Origin of the sequence: Emticicia agri (genome assembly GCF_004168285.1) — a bacterium.
GTDB lineage: Bacteria > Bacteroidota > Bacteroidia > Cytophagales > Spirosomataceae > Emticicia > Emticicia agri.
This window is the reverse complement of sequence record NZ_SEWF01000014.1, coordinates 1-20117: the sequence shown is the minus strand read 5'-3', so window position 1 is coordinate 20117 and position 20117 is coordinate 1. Positions and strand designations below refer to the sequence as shown.

At 38.3% G+C, this 20117-nt stretch carries 14 protein-coding genes; 10 read left to right on the top strand and 4 right to left on the bottom strand.

Annotated features, from left to right (window positions below; genetic code table 11):
* The first annotated feature begins 114 nt into the window (after positions 1 to 114).
* The 7 genes from EWM59_RS11280 (at position 115) to folE (ending at position 7241) form a co-directional block, all read left to right on the top strand.
* The gene (locus EWM59_RS11280) at positions 115 to 2292 is read left to right on the top strand and encodes a TonB-dependent receptor family protein (protein ID WP_130021079.1); all 2178 of its coding nucleotides are present in this window, start codon (positions 115 to 117) and stop codon (positions 2290 to 2292) included.
* 52 nt (positions 2293 to 2344) lie between these two features.
* Entirely contained in the window at positions 2345 to 3193 is an 849-nt protein-coding gene (locus EWM59_RS28565; protein WP_130021078.1) for a DUF3179 domain-containing (seleno)protein, read from the top strand.
* Entirely contained in the window at positions 3175 to 3534 is a 360-nt protein-coding gene (locus EWM59_RS28560; RefSeq protein ID WP_130021077.1) for a DUF3179 domain-containing (seleno)protein, read from the top strand. The genes EWM59_RS28565 and EWM59_RS28560 overlap by 19 nt, the downstream gene beginning before the upstream one ends.
* 100 nt (positions 3535 to 3634) lie before the next feature.
* Complete coding sequence (locus EWM59_RS11265; protein WP_229239338.1) at positions 3635 to 4129, top strand: gamma carbonic anhydrase family protein; 495 nt, start codon at positions 3635 to 3637, stop codon at positions 4127 to 4129.
* A 129-nt stretch (positions 4130 to 4258) separates the two neighbouring features.
* The gene (locus EWM59_RS11260) at positions 4259 to 5620 is read left to right on the top strand and encodes a vanadium-dependent haloperoxidase (protein WP_130021076.1); all 1362 of its coding nucleotides are present in this window, start codon (positions 4259 to 4261) and stop codon (positions 5618 to 5620) included.
* A 540-nt stretch (positions 5621 to 6160) separates the two neighbouring features.
* Positions 6161 to 6580 carry a 6-pyruvoyl trahydropterin synthase family protein gene (locus EWM59_RS11255; protein WP_130021075.1) on the top strand — a complete coding sequence of 140 codons (420 nt, stop codon included), beginning with the start codon at positions 6161 to 6163 and terminating at the stop codon, positions 6578 to 6580.
* Complete coding sequence (folE, locus tag EWM59_RS11250) at positions 6540 to 7241, top strand: GTP cyclohydrolase I FolE (protein WP_130021074.1); 702 nt, start codon at positions 6540 to 6542, stop codon at positions 7239 to 7241. The genes EWM59_RS11255 and folE overlap by 41 nt, the downstream gene beginning before the upstream one ends.
* Before the next feature lie 181 nt (positions 7242 to 7422).
* On the opposite strand, the gene EWM59_RS11245 is transcribed toward folE, so the two are convergent.
* The 4 genes from EWM59_RS11245 to EWM59_RS28235 form a co-directional block, all read right to left on the bottom strand.
* Positions 7423 to 7650, bottom strand: coding sequence for a helix-turn-helix domain-containing protein (locus tag EWM59_RS11245; RefSeq protein WP_130021073.1), 228 nt, complete (start codon positions 7648 to 7650; stop codon positions 7423 to 7425).
* Positions 7651 to 7653: 3 nt separating this feature from the next.
* A complete protein-coding gene (locus tag EWM59_RS11240; protein WP_130021072.1) occupies positions 7654 to 8190 on the bottom strand; it encodes a DUF2975 domain-containing protein in 537 nt (178 codons plus the stop codon).
* A gap of 216 nt (positions 8191 to 8406) precedes the next feature.
* Entirely contained in the window at positions 8407 to 10188 is a 1782-nt protein-coding gene (locus EWM59_RS11235; RefSeq protein ID WP_130021071.1) for an ABC transporter ATP-binding protein, read from the bottom strand.
* A 106-nt stretch (positions 10189 to 10294) separates the two neighbouring features.
* On the bottom strand, positions 10295 to 15631 hold the full coding sequence (locus EWM59_RS28235; protein ID WP_207219971.1) for a fibronectin type III domain-containing protein: 5337 nt from the start codon (positions 15629 to 15631) through the stop codon (positions 10295 to 10297).
* A 280-nt stretch (positions 15632 to 15911) separates the two neighbouring features.
* Here EWM59_RS28235 and EWM59_RS11225 point away from each other — a divergent pair, with 280 nt between their 5' ends.
* The 3 genes from EWM59_RS11225 (at position 15912) to EWM59_RS11215 (ending at position 20080) form a co-directional block, all read left to right on the top strand.
* A complete protein-coding gene (locus EWM59_RS11225) occupies positions 15912 to 17195 on the top strand; it encodes a Gfo/Idh/MocA family protein (protein WP_130021070.1) in 1284 nt (427 codons plus the stop codon).
* Positions 17196 to 17549: 354 nt separating this feature from the next.
* A complete protein-coding gene (locus EWM59_RS11220) occupies positions 17550 to 18800 on the top strand; it encodes an alkaline phosphatase family protein (RefSeq protein ID WP_130021069.1) in 1251 nt (416 codons plus the stop codon).
* A gap of 290 nt (positions 18801 to 19090) precedes the next feature.
* Complete coding sequence (locus tag EWM59_RS11215; protein ID WP_130021068.1) at positions 19091 to 20080, top strand: transposase; 990 nt, start codon at positions 19091 to 19093, stop codon at positions 20078 to 20080.
* Positions 20081 to 20117: the final 37 nt, after the last annotated feature.

Sequence of the window (20117 nt, the reverse complement as noted above, 5' to 3'; positions counted from 1 at the left end):
TCTCATGAGGGTGTTATACCTATTTTCTTTTAATAAAATCAGTATTAATTGAAGCAAAAAAACGCACAGGAATACAAGCCTGTTCAGCATATTTTGCTTCCAAAGAATATTTTTATGAAGTCAATACAATTACTATGCATACTGATGGTATGCTTTACAAATATATATGCTCAACAAATAGATTCGGTAAAAGTAAAAGAATTAGAAGAGGTAAATATTTTAGAACAACGTTACAAAAATTCTATTGAGCGATTGCCTCTTACACAAGGTACTTATCTGTTTGGTGGAAAGAAAAGTGAAGTGATTAATGTGCTGGGGACTGATGCCAATATTGCCGAAAAAACACCTCGTCAGATATTCGCTAAAATACCGGGCGTATTTGTTTACGACATGGACGGTACAGGCAACCAGACTAATATTTCAACCCGTGGACTTGACCCGCACCGTGGTTGGGAGTATAATTTTCGTGCCGATGGTATCATTACTAATTCAGATATGTATGCCTATCCGGCGAGCCATTTCAGTTTACCTATGGAAGCCATTCAGACCATTCAGTTAGTACGTGGTACAGGTTCTTTACAATATGGCGCACAGTTTGGCGGTATGCTGAATTTTATTTCTAAACAGCCCGATACCACAAAGGCTTTTAGTTTTGAGACAATTAACTCAATTGGCTCTTTTGGTTTAGTGAGTACTTATAATGGGATAAGTGGAAAGATAGGGAAATTGCAATACTATAGTTATTATTCAAGAAGACATTCTGATGGATACCGTGATAATTCGGAAAGTGATTATAGTGGAGAGGCGCTCGGATTAATTTATCAGGCTTCTTCAAAAGTTACGCTAAAAGCCGATTTCAAACATTCAAAATACCTCTATCATGTACCGGGGCCGTTGAGCGATAGTGTGTTTTATGCCAATCCTCGTCAGGCGAGCCGTGCACGTAATTACTTTAACCCAAGTATCTACGTGCCATCATTCACGGCAGATTTCCGTTTGAGCCCACGCACCCGTGCTTCGTTTGTAGCATCAGGCGTATTTGGTGCCAGAAATAGTGTTTTGTTTGATAGAACCGTAAACATAGTAGATGCCATAGACCCTGTTACTTTACAATATGCCAATCGTCAGGTGGATATTGACAATTTTAAAAGTTTTACAGTAGAAGCACGGTTGTTACATAATTATAATTTAGGCAAAGTGTCATCTATTTTAGTAGCAGGTATCCAGTTAATGAATAATGACCTGAATCGCCAGCAATTAGGAAAAGGTACCACAGGTGTAGATTTTGATTTATCTAAAATAGGTGATTTTGTACGGGATATGCACCTGAAAACAAAGAATTTTGCCTTTTTTGCCGAAAACCGATTTGCCATTACTTCTAAATTCTCACTTACTCCGGGGATAAGAGTAGAGGTAGGGGAGTCGAACCTAAGTGGTAAGATTGCGTATTATGATGCTAATCAGTTGGCAACTACTATTACGCATAAGTTTCCATTATTAGGGCTGAATGCCAATTATCAGTTGAGTCAATCGCAGAATCTCTATGCAGGTTTTGCACAGGCGTACCGTCCGGTAGTATTTAAGGATATTATCCCTTCGGCTACTTACGAGAAAATAGATAAAAATCTGAAAGACGCCTATGGATACAATGCTGAAATTGGTTATAGAGGCAATACCGAACACTGGAAATGGGATATAAGTGCTTTTCAGATTCAATATAACAACCGGATGGGTGTTACCTATGGTACAGAAGCCAATGGTGCTTTTTATTATTTACGTACGAATATTGGGGATTCACGTACCAATGGTATCGAAACATTCGTAGAGTACGATACCCGTTTATCACAAAAGGCAACGTTCTCAATCTTTACCTCTACTGCTTATATGGATGCGCATTATCTGGATGCCACATTAAGAGTAGGCGACAAAAATGTGAGCGTAAAAGGCAACAAAGTAGAAAGTACCCCTGAATGGATAAGCCGCAACGGAATAACATTCCGTTATACGAAACTAAGCATAACAGCACTATACAGCTATACAGCCGAAAGCTATGCCGATGCTTTAAATACTGTAAAACCATCAGCCAATGGAGCAGTAGGTCTTGTGCCTTCTTATGGACTATTAGACCTTAATGCAACGTATCGTCTGACAAAAAGTATGATGGTGAAACTGAATATTAATAACCTGACGAATGAACAATACTTCACCAAACGTCCGAGTTTTTATCCTGGTCCCGGCGTATGGTCATCAGATGGCAGAAGTGTGAATGTATCATTCGGGTTGAAAATATAAGTCTATTATCGGGTCGCCTCGGGGAGGCGACTTTTACCATAACCTGAATACAATGACCCCTACAATTAAAAAAAGTTTGTTCTGGATAGGTACCATTTGCCTTATTCTACCTGCCTTCTTACAGGCTTATCTACTGATGCCTTTTCCGGGTAGTCAGGATTTAGAGGCAATTAAACTTACCTATTTTCTTGAAAAAATCATTTTTCCTTCAAGAATTATAGGTCTGGTATTACTGATTTATCCGGCCTGGTCTTACATTACTCAAGGCAGCATAAAACAAAAGATTTTATTAGTGGTCATTGTATTGATAGCCGCAGGTCTGTATTATTTTACTGACGTTTCGTACAGAGCAGAAGTAATGTTTAAAGAACCCGGCAAAATTCAGTTTGCTACTCAAAAAGACAATAAAGTACCTGACAGCCTTGTGGTGATGACGGTTGTGAATGGGGGAATAGCCAAAGCCTACCCAATCAAGTTTGTGGGGTATCACCACAAGATACAGGATAATGTGGGTGATAAACCTGTATTGGTTACTTATTGCACTATGTGCCGCTCAGGTCTGGTTTTTGACCCTACTGTTGATGGCAAAAAACAGGTTTTCCGTTTAGTAGGGGCCAGACATTATAATGCGGTGATAGAAGATGCAGCTACCAAATCGTGGTGGTATCAGGCAACCGGAGAAGCTGTAATAGGCGAACAGGCAGGCAAGCAACTGGCAATTATCCCATCTGAGCAAATGACATTGAAATCATTTTTTGTACAATACCCTGATGGTCAGGTTTTTCAGGCTGATGATACTTTTACAGAAGAATACAATGACTTGAAAAACTACGACCGTCGTCAGCGCAAGGATGTGGATTCTTTGACAAATCCTGACAAATTATGGATAGAAGTTGGGTAGTAGGTGTAAGTATTGATAAAAAGAATAAAGCCTACGCCTGGAAAAATCTGGTTAAGCTAACTACGCTGAACGATAAAGTCGGAGATACACCGATAGCCATTGTTGTAGAACCAGATAACCACTCTTACCATGTTTTTGGTAGAACAGTTGAGGGTAAGATACTAAACTTTGTACAAGACTCTGCGGGTTTCAGAGACAGAGAAACCAATAGCCTCTGGAACTGGAGAGGTGAATGTACAGATGGCGAACTGAAAGGAAAAACATTGCCAAAAATACAGGCATATCAGGAATACCTGCGTGCATGGAAACAATTTCACCAGCCTACTGACATCTGGCCGTAATCTGATATGAATTAGTTTTAATAAATGCTATGATTTTTTTGAAGATTGATTCTTGAAAATTCATAGCATTTGTGTTTATTCGTGGCTTATTCAAAAACAGATGATGGGATATTTTATTGCACCAAATGCAAGTGTAATGGGCGACGTAACACTTGGCGAAGATGTTTCGGTATGGTACTCGGCAGTGATTCGGGCTGATGTTGAGAAAATTGTAATTGGGAATCGCACCAATATTCAGGATGGAGCTATTCTGCATGCTGACTTTGGCGAACCTACAATAATTGGTGAAAATGTAACCGTAGGACATGGAGCCATTGTGCATGGGGCTACTGTAGGAGATTATTCGTTGATTGGCATGAGAGCAACTGTATTGAATCGGGCAAAAATCGGTAAGTATTGTATTATAGGAGCCAATGCTTTGGTAACAGAAAATATGGAAATTCCTGATTACTCAATGGCAGTAGGCACACCCGCCAGAGTAATAAAAACCCTGTTGCCCGAAATAGCCGAAAAGTTAGCTATGAGTGCAGAACATTATGTAGAAATGGCACATGAGCATAAAGCAGGAAAATTTCCGTTAAAGTCCAACGAATAAATGCTCATTAGTTGGAATCCTAAAATTTTCTTCATCTAAATAAGAATAGAAAACTTTACCCGGTCTTTTGGCAAGGTTTTTGATTTTGTTTTAAATAGATTTTTAGGTCAGGAACATAAGAAAAAATATATGAGGAATCTATACGCAGTATTCTCAATAAAACGCGTAAAGGTAACTTTATACGCCATAACTTGCATACTTACTATTCTGCTTTCTTCTTGTAAGGATAAAACCGACAAAGAAGTAATCGCCCCTGCTGTTGAATCAAAGAAAACAAATACATACGATGCAAGCCTTGCTATTAACTGGGCAAGTCTGCAACTGCGCCTGATAAAATCTACGCCCGGTTATGCAGCACCTGTTGCGGCTCGTAGTTTAGCTTATACCAGTCTTGCTTTTTATGAAAGTGTAGTGTATGGATTAGACGGTTATCAATCGTTGACAGGGAAAATTACGGGATTAAAAAACTTGCCCGTTCCCGATTCAACCAAAGAATATAACTGGGCTATAGCAGCCAATGCTGCCATTTCTACCCTGATAAAAGAATTATATGCCACTACTAACGACGATAACAAGGCGTCTATAGACTCTTTGCGTCGGGTATCAGAAGCGGCACTTAAAACAGGTATAACCAACCAGCAGTTAATAGAGCGTTCAATTAATTTCGGGGCAGATATTGCCAAAGCTATCTGGGATTACTCGAAAACCGATGGCGGAAACGAGGGTTGGAATAATAATTTTTCGACTACTTATAAAGTACCCATAGCTATTGGTTCATGGGAGCCTGTAAGTAACCAGAAAACACCTTTGTTGCCTTACTGGGGAAAAAACCGTAATTTTTCATCGCTCAATAATACAGTAGTGCCATTGGCACCGATTGCATTTTCGTTCAAAGAAAATTCAACCATGTATAATGCGGCTAAAGAAGTATATACGATAAATAAAGCCCTGACGGCAGATCAAAAAGCATTGGCTAATTTCTGGGCAGATGCCGGTATTACACCAGCCGGACATAGTTTTAGTATCGCCAACATTGCTTTGAAAAAAGAAAAATCTAAATTGGATAAAGCGGCAGAGGTATATATTAAGTTAGGTTTAACCATGAACGATGCCTTTGTGGTTTGCTGGAAATTAAAGTATAATTATAACCTGATGGCACCTGTTACTTACATCAGACAAGCCATTGCACCCGGTTGGTTACCATTGGTTGCTACACAGCCAGTACCATCATATACATCCGACAACGCAACGATTTCGGGCGCAAGTGCTGAAATACTGACCTCAGTTTTTGGAGAAAACTATGCCTTTACCGATAATACTTATCAGGGAAGTTTACCTAACCGTTCGTTTAAGTCTTTTGAAGAGTATACCAATGAAGCTACTGTAGCACAGCTATTTGCAGGGGTTCAGTATCGGATGGCCAATGAGAACGGACAAAAAAATGGCAGAGAGATTGCAAAGAATATATTAAAGCTTAATTTTAAAAAATAGCCCAAGGAGTAAAAAAGATTTTTAGTACACGATAGAATCCCTTTGTTTAAAACCAGGCTCACTTTCTTGATTCTTCAGGGGAGTGAGTTTTTTTGTTCCCAATAGTTAGCCTTCTGTGTTTCACCGACTGAAGTCAGTGTCTAAAATAACAAAGGAATTATTGTCTGTATGAGCCGGACCGCGCGGCGGCCGCTTAAGTCCGGCCTTGCAATAAAAAATACCGTTGTTAATTTAGACGGCGACTGCGACGGCAGACCGTTTCTATTCGCTGTTACATACGTATTTATGTAAATTCAAAATGTTGATTGTCAGTATTTTTATCAATAGTCTAATACATCTTGCAACTTTTTGTAAGCAATTTTGTTATGTTAGTATAAAACAAAAAAGCATTTTAGTTAAAAGAAAAATTCTCACTGATTTAGTTTAAGAGTGTTGCTGACAACCTTTCAGACGACTTTTAAACTTTGAGACTAAATCCCTGAAATTTCACACATTTGGTATTTGAAACAAATACTCAAAGCGTTTAAATCAAGAAAAATAATGAGTTCTAAACGAGTTGCGGTGTTCAGAAAAGAACATTTCAATGCTGCTCATCGCCTTAATAATCCTAATTGGCCAGATGAGAAAAATGAACGTGTGTATGGAAAATGTAATAATTACAATTTCCACGGGCATAACTATGACCTTGTAGTGCAGGTAATCGGAGATATTGACCCTGAATCGGGCTATGTTATGGATATGAAGCTGTTAAGTGATTTAATAAAAGTAGAGATTCTGGATAAGTTTGACCATAAAAATCTGAATCTGGATACCGAAGAATTTAAAGATATTAATCCATCGGCTGAAAATATCGCAGTTGTAATTTATGAGAAATTGAGGGCAAAACTGCCGGATCATTTAGACCTAAGAATCAGATTATATGAAACCGAACGAAACTTTGTTGAATACCCTGTTATTTGAAGACGATACTAAAATTGCCCTTACGGACGAGGAGATTGGCGACGACCACCTGAACACTTCTGTAGATACCCCTATGCGTGCCGATGCTTTTGAAATGAAAGATGAGGAGAAGATAGCGCAGATTGAATACTATTTCCGCCAGATAATGGATACCTTAGGATTGGATTTAACCGATGATTCATTGAAAGGTACGCCTAAGCGAGTGGCAAAAATGTATGTGAAAGAGATTTTTAGCGGGCTTAACCCGGAGAATAAACCATCTGTTACCCTTTTCGATAATAAGTATCAGTACAATGAAATGCTGGTAGAAAAGGACATTTCGTTCTACTCTAATTGCGAACACCATTTTGTGCCTATTTTTGGCAAAGCGCATGTAGCCTATATTGCTAATGGCAAAGTAATTGGCTTATCGAAACTGAACAGAATAGTTCAGTATTTTGCCAAAAGACCACAAGTGCAGGAACGCCTGACGATGCAAATTGCTAAAGAATTACAAAAAGTATTGGGTACAGAAGATGTAGCCGTGGTAATGGATGCCAAACACTTATGCGTGGCCTCACGTGGGGTACAAGACGATACATCAACTACCATCACCAGTTTTTATGGCGGTAAATTTCAGCAGGAGGCTACAAAGGCTGAGTTTTTGAAGTATATCGCGTAAAGAATTGAGGATAAAGTGAGTATTTGAAGCTAATAATGGGAAATTGCAACGAAGCAAGTACACCCGTTCTTGTCTCGTTGCAAAGATAAATATTACTAATAATGGCAAGATTATTAGTAGAGTACAACGATGCAAATAGTCGAATTTTCAACGACCTGCCCCATTTGCACCAATATCAATATTAGCGGGTCGTTGTTTTTTGTTCGTCATTAACATATTCCAAAATGTCACCTGGCTGGCAATCCAATACATTACAGATTGTTTCCAGTGTACTAAATCTGATTGCCTTTGCTTTTCCTGTCTTTAAAATAGAAAGGTTCGATAACGTCAGCCCAACTTTTTCAGAAAGTTCATTCAGTGATATCTTCCGCTTTGCCATCATTACATCTAAATTTACAATGATTGCCATAGCTTATACAGTTAAATCATTTTCGTTTTGAATATCTACTCCCTTTTTGAAAATAGTAGCAATAATATAAATGACAGCTCCCATTAAAATAAAGGCGTCACTGTCTGCCCAGAATTGATTTAAAGGGTCGGTAACAAAACCGTAATGCGTTAAATTTTTAGCTAACTGTCTGGCAATATAACTTAACAGCCCGATTGAAAGGGTGTAATAACTAATTTGTGAAATTTGTCTCGAAACAAAAGTGTTAAAAGGTTTTGATAAATCCATTGTGTGCATGAGTCTGATAACTATATAAAATAGGCAGGCTTTTGAAATTGAAATGATTAGAATAAAGCTATAGATGCCGAAAAAAGCTAACTTACTTTCATTATACATTTGAGTTAAGTCCAACTTTTGATAAAGATTCTGGACAAATTCAGGCTTATACAGACTGAAAAAGAAATTTACTATTAAGCCTCCTGCTTCAATGGATAAGCCGACAAAAATGACCCAAGCCACAATGTATAAGCCCCAAAATACGAAGTTGTTTGTTTTTGACATAATTGTTGAAATTAATTTGATATGTCAAAATTAATAAAATATTATTGATAAACAATAAATATATGTCTATATTCAAAAAATATTTTTTGATATTACAAGTAGTTAACGATAAGCTACTGATTGTGGTTTGTATTTGAGTGTATAAATTCGATTAGGAGGGTAGATTTTATTATATATAGTTTGTTTAAATATAATATTGCTCCATTAGTGGGTTTATCACACTTCCTCTCCCTGCAATTGTTTCTCGTATAATTCTTTATAAGCACCGTCTTTCTTCAACAATTCTTCGTGTGTGCCTTGCTCAATTACTACCCCTTCATCGAGCATCAGAATTTTATCGGCTAATTTGGCTGAGGAAACACGGTGAGAGATAATAACCGAAGTACGATTCTGCATGATTCTCTCTAAATTATTCAGAATGATATTTTCGGTATTGGTATCAACGGCTGAAAGGCAGTCATCTAAAACTAATATTTTAGGTTCACGGGCAATGGCACGGGCAATAGACAAACGTTGTTTTTGTCCACCTGATAAGGTAATCCCGCGCTCACCTAATTTGGTCTCAAATTTATTAGGGAAATCCATGATATTTTTATAGAGGTCGGCATCTTTTACTGCTTTTATGATACGCTCGTCTGTAATATCAGGAGAACCAAACTTAGCATTATTCAGAATGGTATCCGAAAACAGGAATACTTCTTGCGGTACATAACCCATCTGGCTACGCACGTGCTGAATATTATAATCTTTAATAGCTATACCATCAATCAGAATTTCTCCTTCGGTAGCATCGTACATTCTTACAATCAGGTTAGCAATCGTGCTTTTGCCTGACCCTGTCGTGCCTAATATGGCTACCGATTCTCCGGCTTTAATATGCAGATTAAAATCTTTCAGGGCATGAATACCTGAATCGGTATAAGTGAAATGCACATTTCTGAATGTAATACTGCCCTGAATTTCTTTAGTCAGGTTCTTTTCTGAAACAATATCAGTTTTGATATGTAAAAACTCATTGATACGTTGTTGTGAAGCCGCCGCCCGTTGAATCTGGCTTGATGTCCAACCCAGAGCAGTTAAAGGCCAGGTAAGCATAAATACATACATGATAAACTCGGTGATATTACCGGGGGTCAGCCTGCCTGCAATAATTTCCTGTCCACCTATATAGACGCACAAAACTGTACTTAAACCAATTAATAAAGCAATAGTAGGGGTAAAAAGGGCATCAAATCGGGTAAGTGCCAATGATTTGGCTTTATATACATTGCTCTCTTTTCTGAAACGCTTCACAGAGTCGTCTTCACGGGCAAATGCTTTCAGTACTCTGATACCTGAAAAGGCTTCCTGCACAAAAGTTGACAAATGCGAAAGACTTCGCTGGATTTCTTCAGAACGTTTGTTGACAGATGTACTGACAAAAAAGATACTGGCAGATAATAGAGGCATGGGTAACAGAACCCACCAGGTCAGTCGGGCATTGATAGAAAACATATAGCTCAATACAAGAACAACCAGAACTGCCATATTCATCAGGTACATAATCGAAGGCCCTATATACATTCTCACTTTGCTGACATCTTCCGAAATACGAGCCATCAGATCTCCGGTATTATTCTTTCGGTAAAAACTCAGCGGAAGACTTTGGTAGTGGGCATAAATTTCGTTTTTGAGGTCATACTCAATATGCCTTGACATGACAATAAGTGTCTGCCGAACTGCAAAAAGGAAAATACCTTTCAGAATGGCCATCACTAAAATTAATAACCCATAGATGCTGATACTTGTCGTAAAAACATCATACATATTTTTTTGGATACCGGTATTATCGAAAAGGAAATAAACATCAATGGTTTCCTTAACCAAATCAAGGGCATGGCGCACAACCTGTGCCGGAATAACACCAAAAAGGTTAGAAATAATAGTGAAAATAGTACCCAATATCAGATACCATTTGTATTTAAGCAGAAACTTGTTGAGGTAAGCTAAATGTTTCACAAAAAAGAGATTGCGTAGGTTTGAGTCAGTTCAGCATTAATGCTGAACCAATTATAAAAACCTAACAGTATTTTTTCTAAAAATGTTGCATCAGGTTATCGATGATTTAATTTCCTGATGGAGTAGCCGTATTATTATTAATAACAATTTTTGGGCGTTTCTCATAACCACTCTTCGGCAGTGAAGCTGAAATATTGTAGAATGGCGTAATGGCCTGTGAGAAATTCCTGATTAAGTCAGATAAGTTTATATAAATGGTTTCACCTTCGGTAAACTTTTCAGTATGGTTATTAATCCAGGCATTTAATTCTCCTAAAGCCTCTAAAGAGTTGGTATAATAAGGCGTATCTTTCTCTGCCACAAAAATAATAGCTCTCGATTTATTCAGATAAGCAGCTTTTGAATATTCAAGCATTTTTTGTTTTACTAAGGTAGGTTCTGTAACCCCTGCCATATTCACCACATCCATTTCATTGATTTCTGTCTGGATTTCTCCGGTAAAATTAGACCTTACAATATCTCCGTCCCACATGTGTTGTCCTCCGAAACTCATGGTTGCAGTATTGGTTTTCAATACATCAGCAAAGGTATTGATATCAGGCACATCAAGGGTTTTGCGGGCGGCACTTAGCTGGTCAGCAACCGAGCCGGACTCAAAACAGAATTTAATAGTATTATTTTTAGACTTGACAACATTCTTACAACTTATCAGAAAGTTCTTCATCTGTTTGTAATTAAACTTGTACCAGTCTTCAAACTTTACTGAGTTATACATTGCCAACAGGTGCTCTGAGGTCATAGCCCGGATATTATCAACACCTACTTTAGGTGGTTCAATCTGGCCTGATTCACTGTAATTGGTATGGTAGGCTGCATTTAGTTCAGCTAAACCATTATAGTGTTCGTTTACTAACCAGTATCTGAACGCATTTATATTATCAGGCGAATAATCATACTCACAAGGATGAGGACTAATGAAGTTTTCACCATCCCAGCTATTTTCAAAATTAGCACCGGTCTCAAACTGTGCCGTCGTAACTACTGAAACCCAATAAAGTTTTTGCCCCAGTACCGGGTAGTATCTGTCCATTACTTTCTGAACAAAACCTTTCATCTTAGCTATGGCTGTGAGAGACGAAAACGAACCATGACCTGAGCCGTAAGCTACACGAGCCGGATTATTGAACTGGTCTTGCACAATTTCGCCGAACAGATTAAACAGTGCATTATCAAAATTATCATAAGGAGCTTGTGTCGGGTCAAATTCATTCCTATCCTGAAAATAATAGCGTGTATCGTCATAATCTACATTGATACGAAGTACTACAAAATCATACGTATTCTTGGCATGGTTAATAATTTTATCATACAAATACCAGTGCTCATTCAAAATCTCAGGGTTGGTCTCATCAAATTGTGAGCGTGTTTTAAATACTTCGTCAAGCCTGATAGTTACTTCAAATAATTTTGCTCCTTTTTGAGCAAATTCGGTCATTTCGGCAATAGTTTTATCAATCGTTGGTCGGTTAATGTGTAGTTTCTGAAAACCTAATTTAAAATTAGTGTCTTTGACTTCTTCGTTTTCATTTTCATTCTCGTTGCCGTTACCATTCCCATTTCCATTTTCGTTTCCATTTCCATTTTCGTTGCCATTCCCATTTCCGTTACCATTTCCATTTTCGTTTCCATTCCCGTTTTCGTTGCCACCTCCATTTCCATTTCCGTTACCATTTCCATTTTCGTTTCCATTCCCGTTTTCGTTGCCACCTCCATTTCCGTTACCATTTCCATTTCCATTCCCGTTTCCATTTCCATTTTCGTTTCCATTCCCGTTGCCAGTTCCAGGGTCTGTTACTACATAATTACAGCCTTTAATTTCGGCAGTAAAATTACCTGAACCGGAAACAGAAAAACCAGGGCTGAGTATAATGCTTCTTCCGGCACTATAAGTTACTTTGGCACTATCTGTTATTGTGTTGTTGGCTATAATTTCTCCATGCTTAGCATCGGTCTGTCTGACAATTGTGCCAGAATTATAATGGTCAGTAGGATTGCTGAGTGTCAGAGAGTTCTGGCAAAGTGAAATAGTAGCTGAACCGACAATAGTACCGGAACCACAATAATTAGAAACAGAAGTTAAAGTATAAGTAGTATTTTGTGTCGGGTTGACTTTTATTGTTTCAGTAGCATTATTAAGTTTCAGGGTCGATGGAATACCATCAATATTTACTTCATATTCACCACCCCCTTCTAATACCAGAGAAAGCGAGACAGGAGAATTAAAATCATTGACTGTCTGCGTGCCTGTGAGCTTTGCGCTGGCAGGGCGATTTACCCTGAAATCTAACTCTGCACTTTCGCTTGTACAACCTTGTTTTTCAACAAATACCTTATAGATACCCGTTTGCGATTCAGTAGGCGCAAAATCCAGATTTTCGCCCTCGTAAATGGTTTCTCCGTTTCTTTTTAAGGTAATATGCGCCCCTGTAATATTGGTTTGAATCCGGTAGTCGGGCAATTGAGTGTAACAAATACCCTGTACAGAAGCCGTACCTAATAATGTACTTGAAATGACAGGTTTAAGCGTGGTGTTGATTTCGACAATTTTATCTACACGTATAGTGCCTACTACTGTATTATCGTTACTTACAACTCTGGCGTAATATTTTTTGCCCGCCAGACTATCTGCCACTATAAAAGAGAGTGGACTTGTAGTGCCTGTGGCTACGGTAATTACTTGGTTTGTAGTTGTTTCAACCAATTCAGCTCTAAACGATGTATTCTCAAGGTTACCTGTAGTGCTGAAACTGATTTGATTTTCAAGGCCCGTACACAGATGGGTATTGGTATAATCTAAAACAATACTTTCAGGATTATCAATTTTAGTGATAAAACCTCTTTGGCGGTTATCGTTGGTATTGGCAGCATTACCAAAATTAGTATTAATACTCATCTGCCCGAAATCGGCTCTACCATAGTTACTGCCACTCAGAATAATATTTTTGTTATTGTCTATCACTAAACCATTCACATAAAGGGCATCATATACCCTTATATTACTCACTGAGCCTGCTAAATCTCCATTGGGTTTATAGATAGCTACGAATGGATTTCCTGACACACTGCTAAAGGTTGCCAGGTCTTTTTGAGGCAGACGGTGTTCATTAATTAAAAAGCGGTCGGCAGTAGCAGAGTTATTGAGATAACTGGTAAAGTAAATATTATCATCCTTATCTATACCCATGCTATTCCGTCCGATTCTTAGGGTATGATTATTCAGTTTTACCCATTGTCCGTCACCACTCGGATTCAGTTTTAGTAAAGCCGAAGTATTATTGGCGTCATAATCCTGTGGAGTAGTTGGTAAGTTAACATTAGCGAAATTGCCACCATAAGATGTTTTCACAGAAAAACCTAAATAGATATTATTCTGTGAATCTGTTTTGATGGTGGGTGCTGAATCGGCATTGTCATCTAATAAAATAACCTGCGAGCGATTGGCCCATGCCCAGTTATTTGAGGTAGTATTGAATTTAGCTACAAAATAATCGGTATCACCGAATATAAGCGGATAGGAGCCAAATGAAACGGCTTCGGCTGTACCTACACCAATGGTAGCAGTAGAACCTGTTACAATGATATTATTCTGCGCATCAATTTCAAGGTTCGACATACCTAAAGAGCCTGATGGAGAGAAAACATTTACCTTCTGGTAATTAACGATACTCAGATTACTCTGGCTCAATTCCATCACAACTAATCCTGCTGCTTCATCTTTTATTTCGTGGCCATCACTAAAGTGGAGTGTGTTTGGTAAACCCTGATTCCAGGTGTATAACAGCCATAACTTATTATTACGGGCCTTTATTGAGTAGTAGCCTTTTTCTCCCAAACCATAAGCAGGTCTGCTATCAAAACCGTTGGTAGTGACACCACAGGATTTAAGTTCGGTAAGGTTGGTTAGTATATTGAGGTTACCATTCAGGTCAAATTTGGCTAACCATGTAAAGCGTCCTTTATAACGATATTCGTATTGGTTCGGAAGTGTATCTGAAACAACATACCGACAAGAGCCTGCAATATTGCCTAATGAAAAATCTTCTTCATCAGCTACTACTAACGAAGCTCCAGTCTCGGGATTAATGGGGCAGGCAGAGGTAGCATTGAATTCCGAAACTAAAAAAACCTGACCGTTGTCTATTGCTAAATCGCAATATTTATAATCGCTGGTAGTGCTTTGGGTATTCCATTTTCTATACCAAGCTAATTTACCGTCGGCATTAATTTTAGCAATAAAACCTGTTCGTTTATCAGCCGTCTCTGAATTATCGCAAAAAATATTGCTGCTATTGAGTGTAGTTAGAAGGGTATTGCCTAAGCTCATGGCTTGAGAATAGAACCCTGCAACAAACAGATTATTTTCACTATCTATTTCAGTGTCAACGATGGTTGAAGGATAATTAAAGGTGTTAGTCCAGAAATTATCTGTCAGCGCCCACGACCATGCAGGTTTACAATTACTGAGCATTATACTTTTAGAAGCAGAAGCAGAGCAACCATTTCTTTGAATAGTTACGGTATAAGTACCCTCATGCGCAGGGCTACCCGAGGTAATCAGTAATGTATCTTTTGATGCCGTTACCGGCCCTGTCCATGAAAAACTGGTTTTTCCTAAGCCACCATTATTGGCAATAAGCCTGAAAGTATCGCCTAAGCAGGGTTGAGCAGGAACAACTGTAATGGAAGGAACAGGCGGTGTTGAGAAAATAGTTACATCAGTATCATTGGTATTACTGATAATACCCGGACTGGTAGCTATTACTCTGATTCTATATTTTGTTCCTTCTATAAGACCCTGAGGAATACTAAAACTGGCAGTAGTATCATTGGCTTCTGCTACAGCAACAGTATAGGGCAAATCAAAACTACCGTTGGCATCAGATAGTTGTACAGTAAAAAAATGAGTTGAATCCAGTGCCGTACCCGTAACTTTCCAGTTAACTGAAACAGTTGCACCAGAACATATCAGTGTTGAACTAAGGCTCTGTAAACTTATTATAGGAAGTGGCGTAGGAGAGAGGCAGGAATCAGATACTGTTAATTCGTCAGTAGGTATGCTTGTCATAGCAGGACTGGTACTAATGACACGGATACGATAAGATGTGCCTACGGCTATACTGTCAGGCACTACAAAAGCAACTTTCTGAAAAGAAGTCTGCGAGAATCTGGTTAATTCGACAGGATTAGTAAAGTCTCCTGAAGCATCTGAAAGCTGAATTTTAAAATAATTGTCTGCATTGAAACTTCCTGAAGTAACAAAATCAATTTTTTCAACTTTTCCTTGACAAAGGTTTTGTCCACTATAAGAAATGGACATAGTTTGGGCATTTACCGACTGACAAAAAGCAAGTAGTAGTAAAAGTAAAGAGTATAATCTGGGCATTTAGGTTTAAAAAATCTTATAAAAATATACATAAATTAATTATTTTAATAGACTTTTTTATTAAACGACTGTATTTTTATTAAAGAGTAGCAATTTTTATGCCGAATTAATACATAAAAGAAAGGTATCTCTGCCCAATGTATGCTTCTAAATATGCTGGCTAACCAATAAAGATTTTGAGCGCATTTAACAGAACCTTGCTTCAGTCCAAGTATTTTTCTAAATTGTATCCGTATTCTTTTATTCAAATATTCACCCCCTACACTATTAATATTCAACAATGAAAAGCACACTCAATCGTCGTGATTTTATCCGACAAAGTAGTACTGCAGCATTAGGTCTTACCTTGCTTCCGGGTCTGGTGCGTAAAGTAGCACCCAGCGACCGTCTTCGGGTGGCACATATTGGCCTGGGAGGTATGGGCAATAGTCACATGAACTGGTTTGCTGCTTTACCTGAAGTAGAGATAGTAGCCTTATGTGATTTGGATTCAGACCACCTGAATACGACACTCAAAAGCCTACAATCTAAACAGCCTGATACCAAAGCACAAGGGTATGCCGATTTCCGCCATGTGCTTGACCGTAAAGACATTGACGCCATTACTTGTGCCACACCCGACCACTGGCATGCCCAGATTGCTATTATGGCCTTTCAGGCAGGTAAAGATGTATATGGAGAAAAACCACTGTCTTATAATGTAAGAGAAGGGCAACAGATGCTAAAGGCTATGAAGAAGCACGACCGCATTTTTCAGTTAGGTACCCAGATTCATGCCGGAGATAATTACCATAGAGTAGTAGAATTAATTAAAGGTGGGGCTATTGGCAAAGTACATACTGTAAGACTCTGGAAAACAGGTTCTCCTCCGGTATTAGGCCCGGCAAATTATCAGGCACCTCCTGCCTCACTTAATTGGGATATGTGGCTGGGGCCGGCACCTTACTCAAAATATACCCCTGAGCGTTGCCACTTTACCTATCGTTATTTCTTAGATTATTCCGGTGGGGTTTTTCAGGATTTCTGGTGTCATATTGCTGATGTGGTGTGGTGGGCTTTAGAACCTAAAGGTTTGACTACCATTAAAGCCAAGGGAGAAGCACCGGAAGGTATTGGTGATGCCCCCAAATGGATTGATATTGATTACCAGTTTGAAGGACTTAAACTGCATTGGACTTCTCAGCCACCTAATGTACCCGGTGCTGCCAATAAAGGCATAGGTGCTTATTTTGAAGGAGAAAAAGGTACTTTGCTGTGTGATTACGGTTCTCGTGAAATAACTATTAACGGGGTTGTTATGAAAGATATTCCTGAGATTCCGGTTACTATTACCCGTTCGCCTGGGCATCAGCAAAATTTTGTTACGGCAGTAAAAAATCGTTCTTTGCCAGAGTCTCATTTAGAATATGCACGGCAGATGACCATGCCTATGCACCTTGGTTTAATCTCTTACAGATTAGGAAGAGAACTGCATTGGAATGCAAAAAAAGAGAAATTCAGGCATGACAAAGAAGCTAATGCCTTGCTTTCAAGAGAATACCGCAAAGAATGGGATTTAACCTGATACAAGAAAAAAGCGATTGAATATGAGCTATTTAAGCTGTCATTAAATTGTTGAAAAAAATCCCGGAAGAAATTTTAACAATTTGATAGTAGTAAAAGTTATAAAAACAGTTTAATTTACTTTAGTATTACCAAACAATTATAGATATGGCAAAGGATAAGCCCGCAAAAGAAACGAAAAAGGAATCAACCAAAACGTTGAAAGAAAAACGTGCTGCCAAGGAAGAAAAACGCAATAGTAAGCGAGACTAATGTCAGAATTTGTTTGTTTTCTTTTATCTGTAAGAGCATCTTAAAACCTTTAAGATGCTCTTAATTTTTTGAGTTTTCTGATTCATCAACAATAAATATCTGTATGTTAAGATTATCAAAACCCGGATTGGCAAGTATGCTATTCCTTTTTTGTAGTTTCTCAGTTTTTAGCCAGGCTAAAGAGGTACCTTATGTAATTATGGTTTCTTTTGATGGCTTTCGCCATGATTATGTACAGAAGTATAAGCCAAAACACATTAAAAAGTTTATTAAAAAAGGTGCGGCCGCTACAAAAATGCTTCCTTCGTATCCGAGTAAGACTTTTCCCAATCATTATACTTTGGTTACAGGCTTATATCCTGCGCATCATGGTTTAGTAGATAATACTTTTTATGATGTAAATCGTGATACTTTTTATTCAATCAGTCAGAGAGCAAAAGTAGAAGACCCTTATTACTACGGTGGTTTACCTATCTGGCAATTGGTACAGCAAAACGGTATGAAGGCGGCTTCTTATTTCTGGGTAGGTTCTGAAGCACCCATTGCAGGGTCTCATCCGACCTATTATCATATTTACAATGAAAAAATACCGAACAAGAAAAGAATAGAAGCGGTGTTTGACTGGTTGCATTTACCCAAAGCGGAGCGGCCGCATATGATAACTATCTATTTTTCGATGATAGATACGCAAGGCCATAATTATGGACCGAATGCCCCTGAAACAAGGGCTGCTGTGATGGAGGCCGATAGCCTGGTAAATATGTTGATGACAGGCTTGGAGAAAATAGACTTACCTGTGAATGTAATTCTGACCTCAGACCACGGGATGTATGAAATGAAAAACGAACCGGATAAATTTATTTATACAGAAGATGTATTGGAAGATATTGATAATAATGATATTGTTTTTGTAAACAGCGGTACACATGCCAATATTTTTCTGAAAAATAAAGCCAAAGAAGATAGTATTCTACATCGTATAGCTAATAAACAAAGTCATTTTAAAGTCTATAGAAAAGCTGACCTTCCTGCAAATTTGCATTATACTGACCATCCACGCATAGGAGATTTAACACTGATGGCAGAGGCAGGCTATAGCTTTTATTCGAGAGCAAGTTTGGCTAAGAAACCAATAGCTAAAAAAATATGGGGTGCACATGGTTTCGACCCTTACACAACTCCTGAAATGGGGGCAATTTTTTATGCCCAAGGCCCGAATATCAAAAAGAGAAAAACGATTCCCGAATTTCAGAATATCCATGTTTATCCTTTTGTTGCCACACTATTGGGCATCAAGGTGCCAGAAAATATTGATGGCGATGCGAAGGTGCTTGAGGGGATAATTAAGAAATAATTGAGTGAGTTAGCGATTGAGTGATTAAATTGGGAATACCTATTAATCACTCAATCGCTCAATCGCCAAATCGTAGTATTGCAAAGTCGGAATAAAATTTGGTTTATAGTTAAGATACAATAAAATTAAGACACGGTTAAGTTGGTCATATTGACGCTAAATTGGTAAAATATATCTGGAGTGATGCTAATAGCCAACTTACCCACTTCATGCGATTATGGACAGTTCACTGGGACATAGATCTCTTCAAACGATGATGTTATAAGCATGAAATAAACTATTTTAAAACAATGACTATAAACAAACAGTACATAGGTATCGATGTGGGAAGCCATGAGTTAGTCATCGCTCAGGGCTTAAGTCAAGCTTCATCCAAATTCATCAAACTTCCTGTACAAACTATCGACAATACTATAGAAGCTATCAATCAGTGGATTGAGACACTTGGTGAAAATGTACATATTATTTTTGAACAAACTGGTACTTATAATCTTCCATTAAGCTATGCTTTAACGCTTCATGAGATTACTTTTAGTGTAATCACTCCAAGCCAAAGCAAAGGGTTTGTCAAAAGTATGAAAGTTACTCATCAGCATGATGGAGTGGATGCAGCCTTATTAAGCTTGTATGGAGCCAATTATCAACCTGCTCCCACCAGTATCGAAGATGAGCATTTGCATCATCTCAGACAAAAAAGGAAACATTTATCCACTTTAATGACTCAGAAACAAGCCTATGAGAATCAACTTCATGCCTTGTCTTTTGACCCAAGAGCTGACAAGTTAGTCATTGAAAGTTTAGAATTATTGCAAATGACCTTGCAAATACAAATCACTAAATTTAAAGAGGAACTCTTTACTTTAGATGATGACCAACATAAACACTTGTTTGGTTTAATCAAATCAGTAGTGGGTATCGGTGATGCCTCTGCCAATGCTTTGATTATCGCCAGTGATGGGTTTAAGAACTTTAGCAATGTCAAGCAAGTACTTAAGTTCTTAGGAATTGTTCCCATCGAAAAACACTCCTCCAAAAGTGTACACAAAAACTATGGGCTGGCTAAAACCGGACTGGGTTATGTCAGAGCGATTCTTTATATGGCTGCCCGAAGTGCTAAAAAATATAACCTGGCCTGTGTGGCTGTTTATCAAAGGCAAAGAGCCTTGGGTAAAGCTCACAAAGTCGCTATGATTGCCGTGATGAACAAATTAATCAGACAAGTTTTTGGGGTGGTTAAAAACCAAACCTTGTTCGTCAATGATTTTGAGTTTGCCAAATAATATTTCGACTTTTTATTGACTTTTAACACAGTTCATC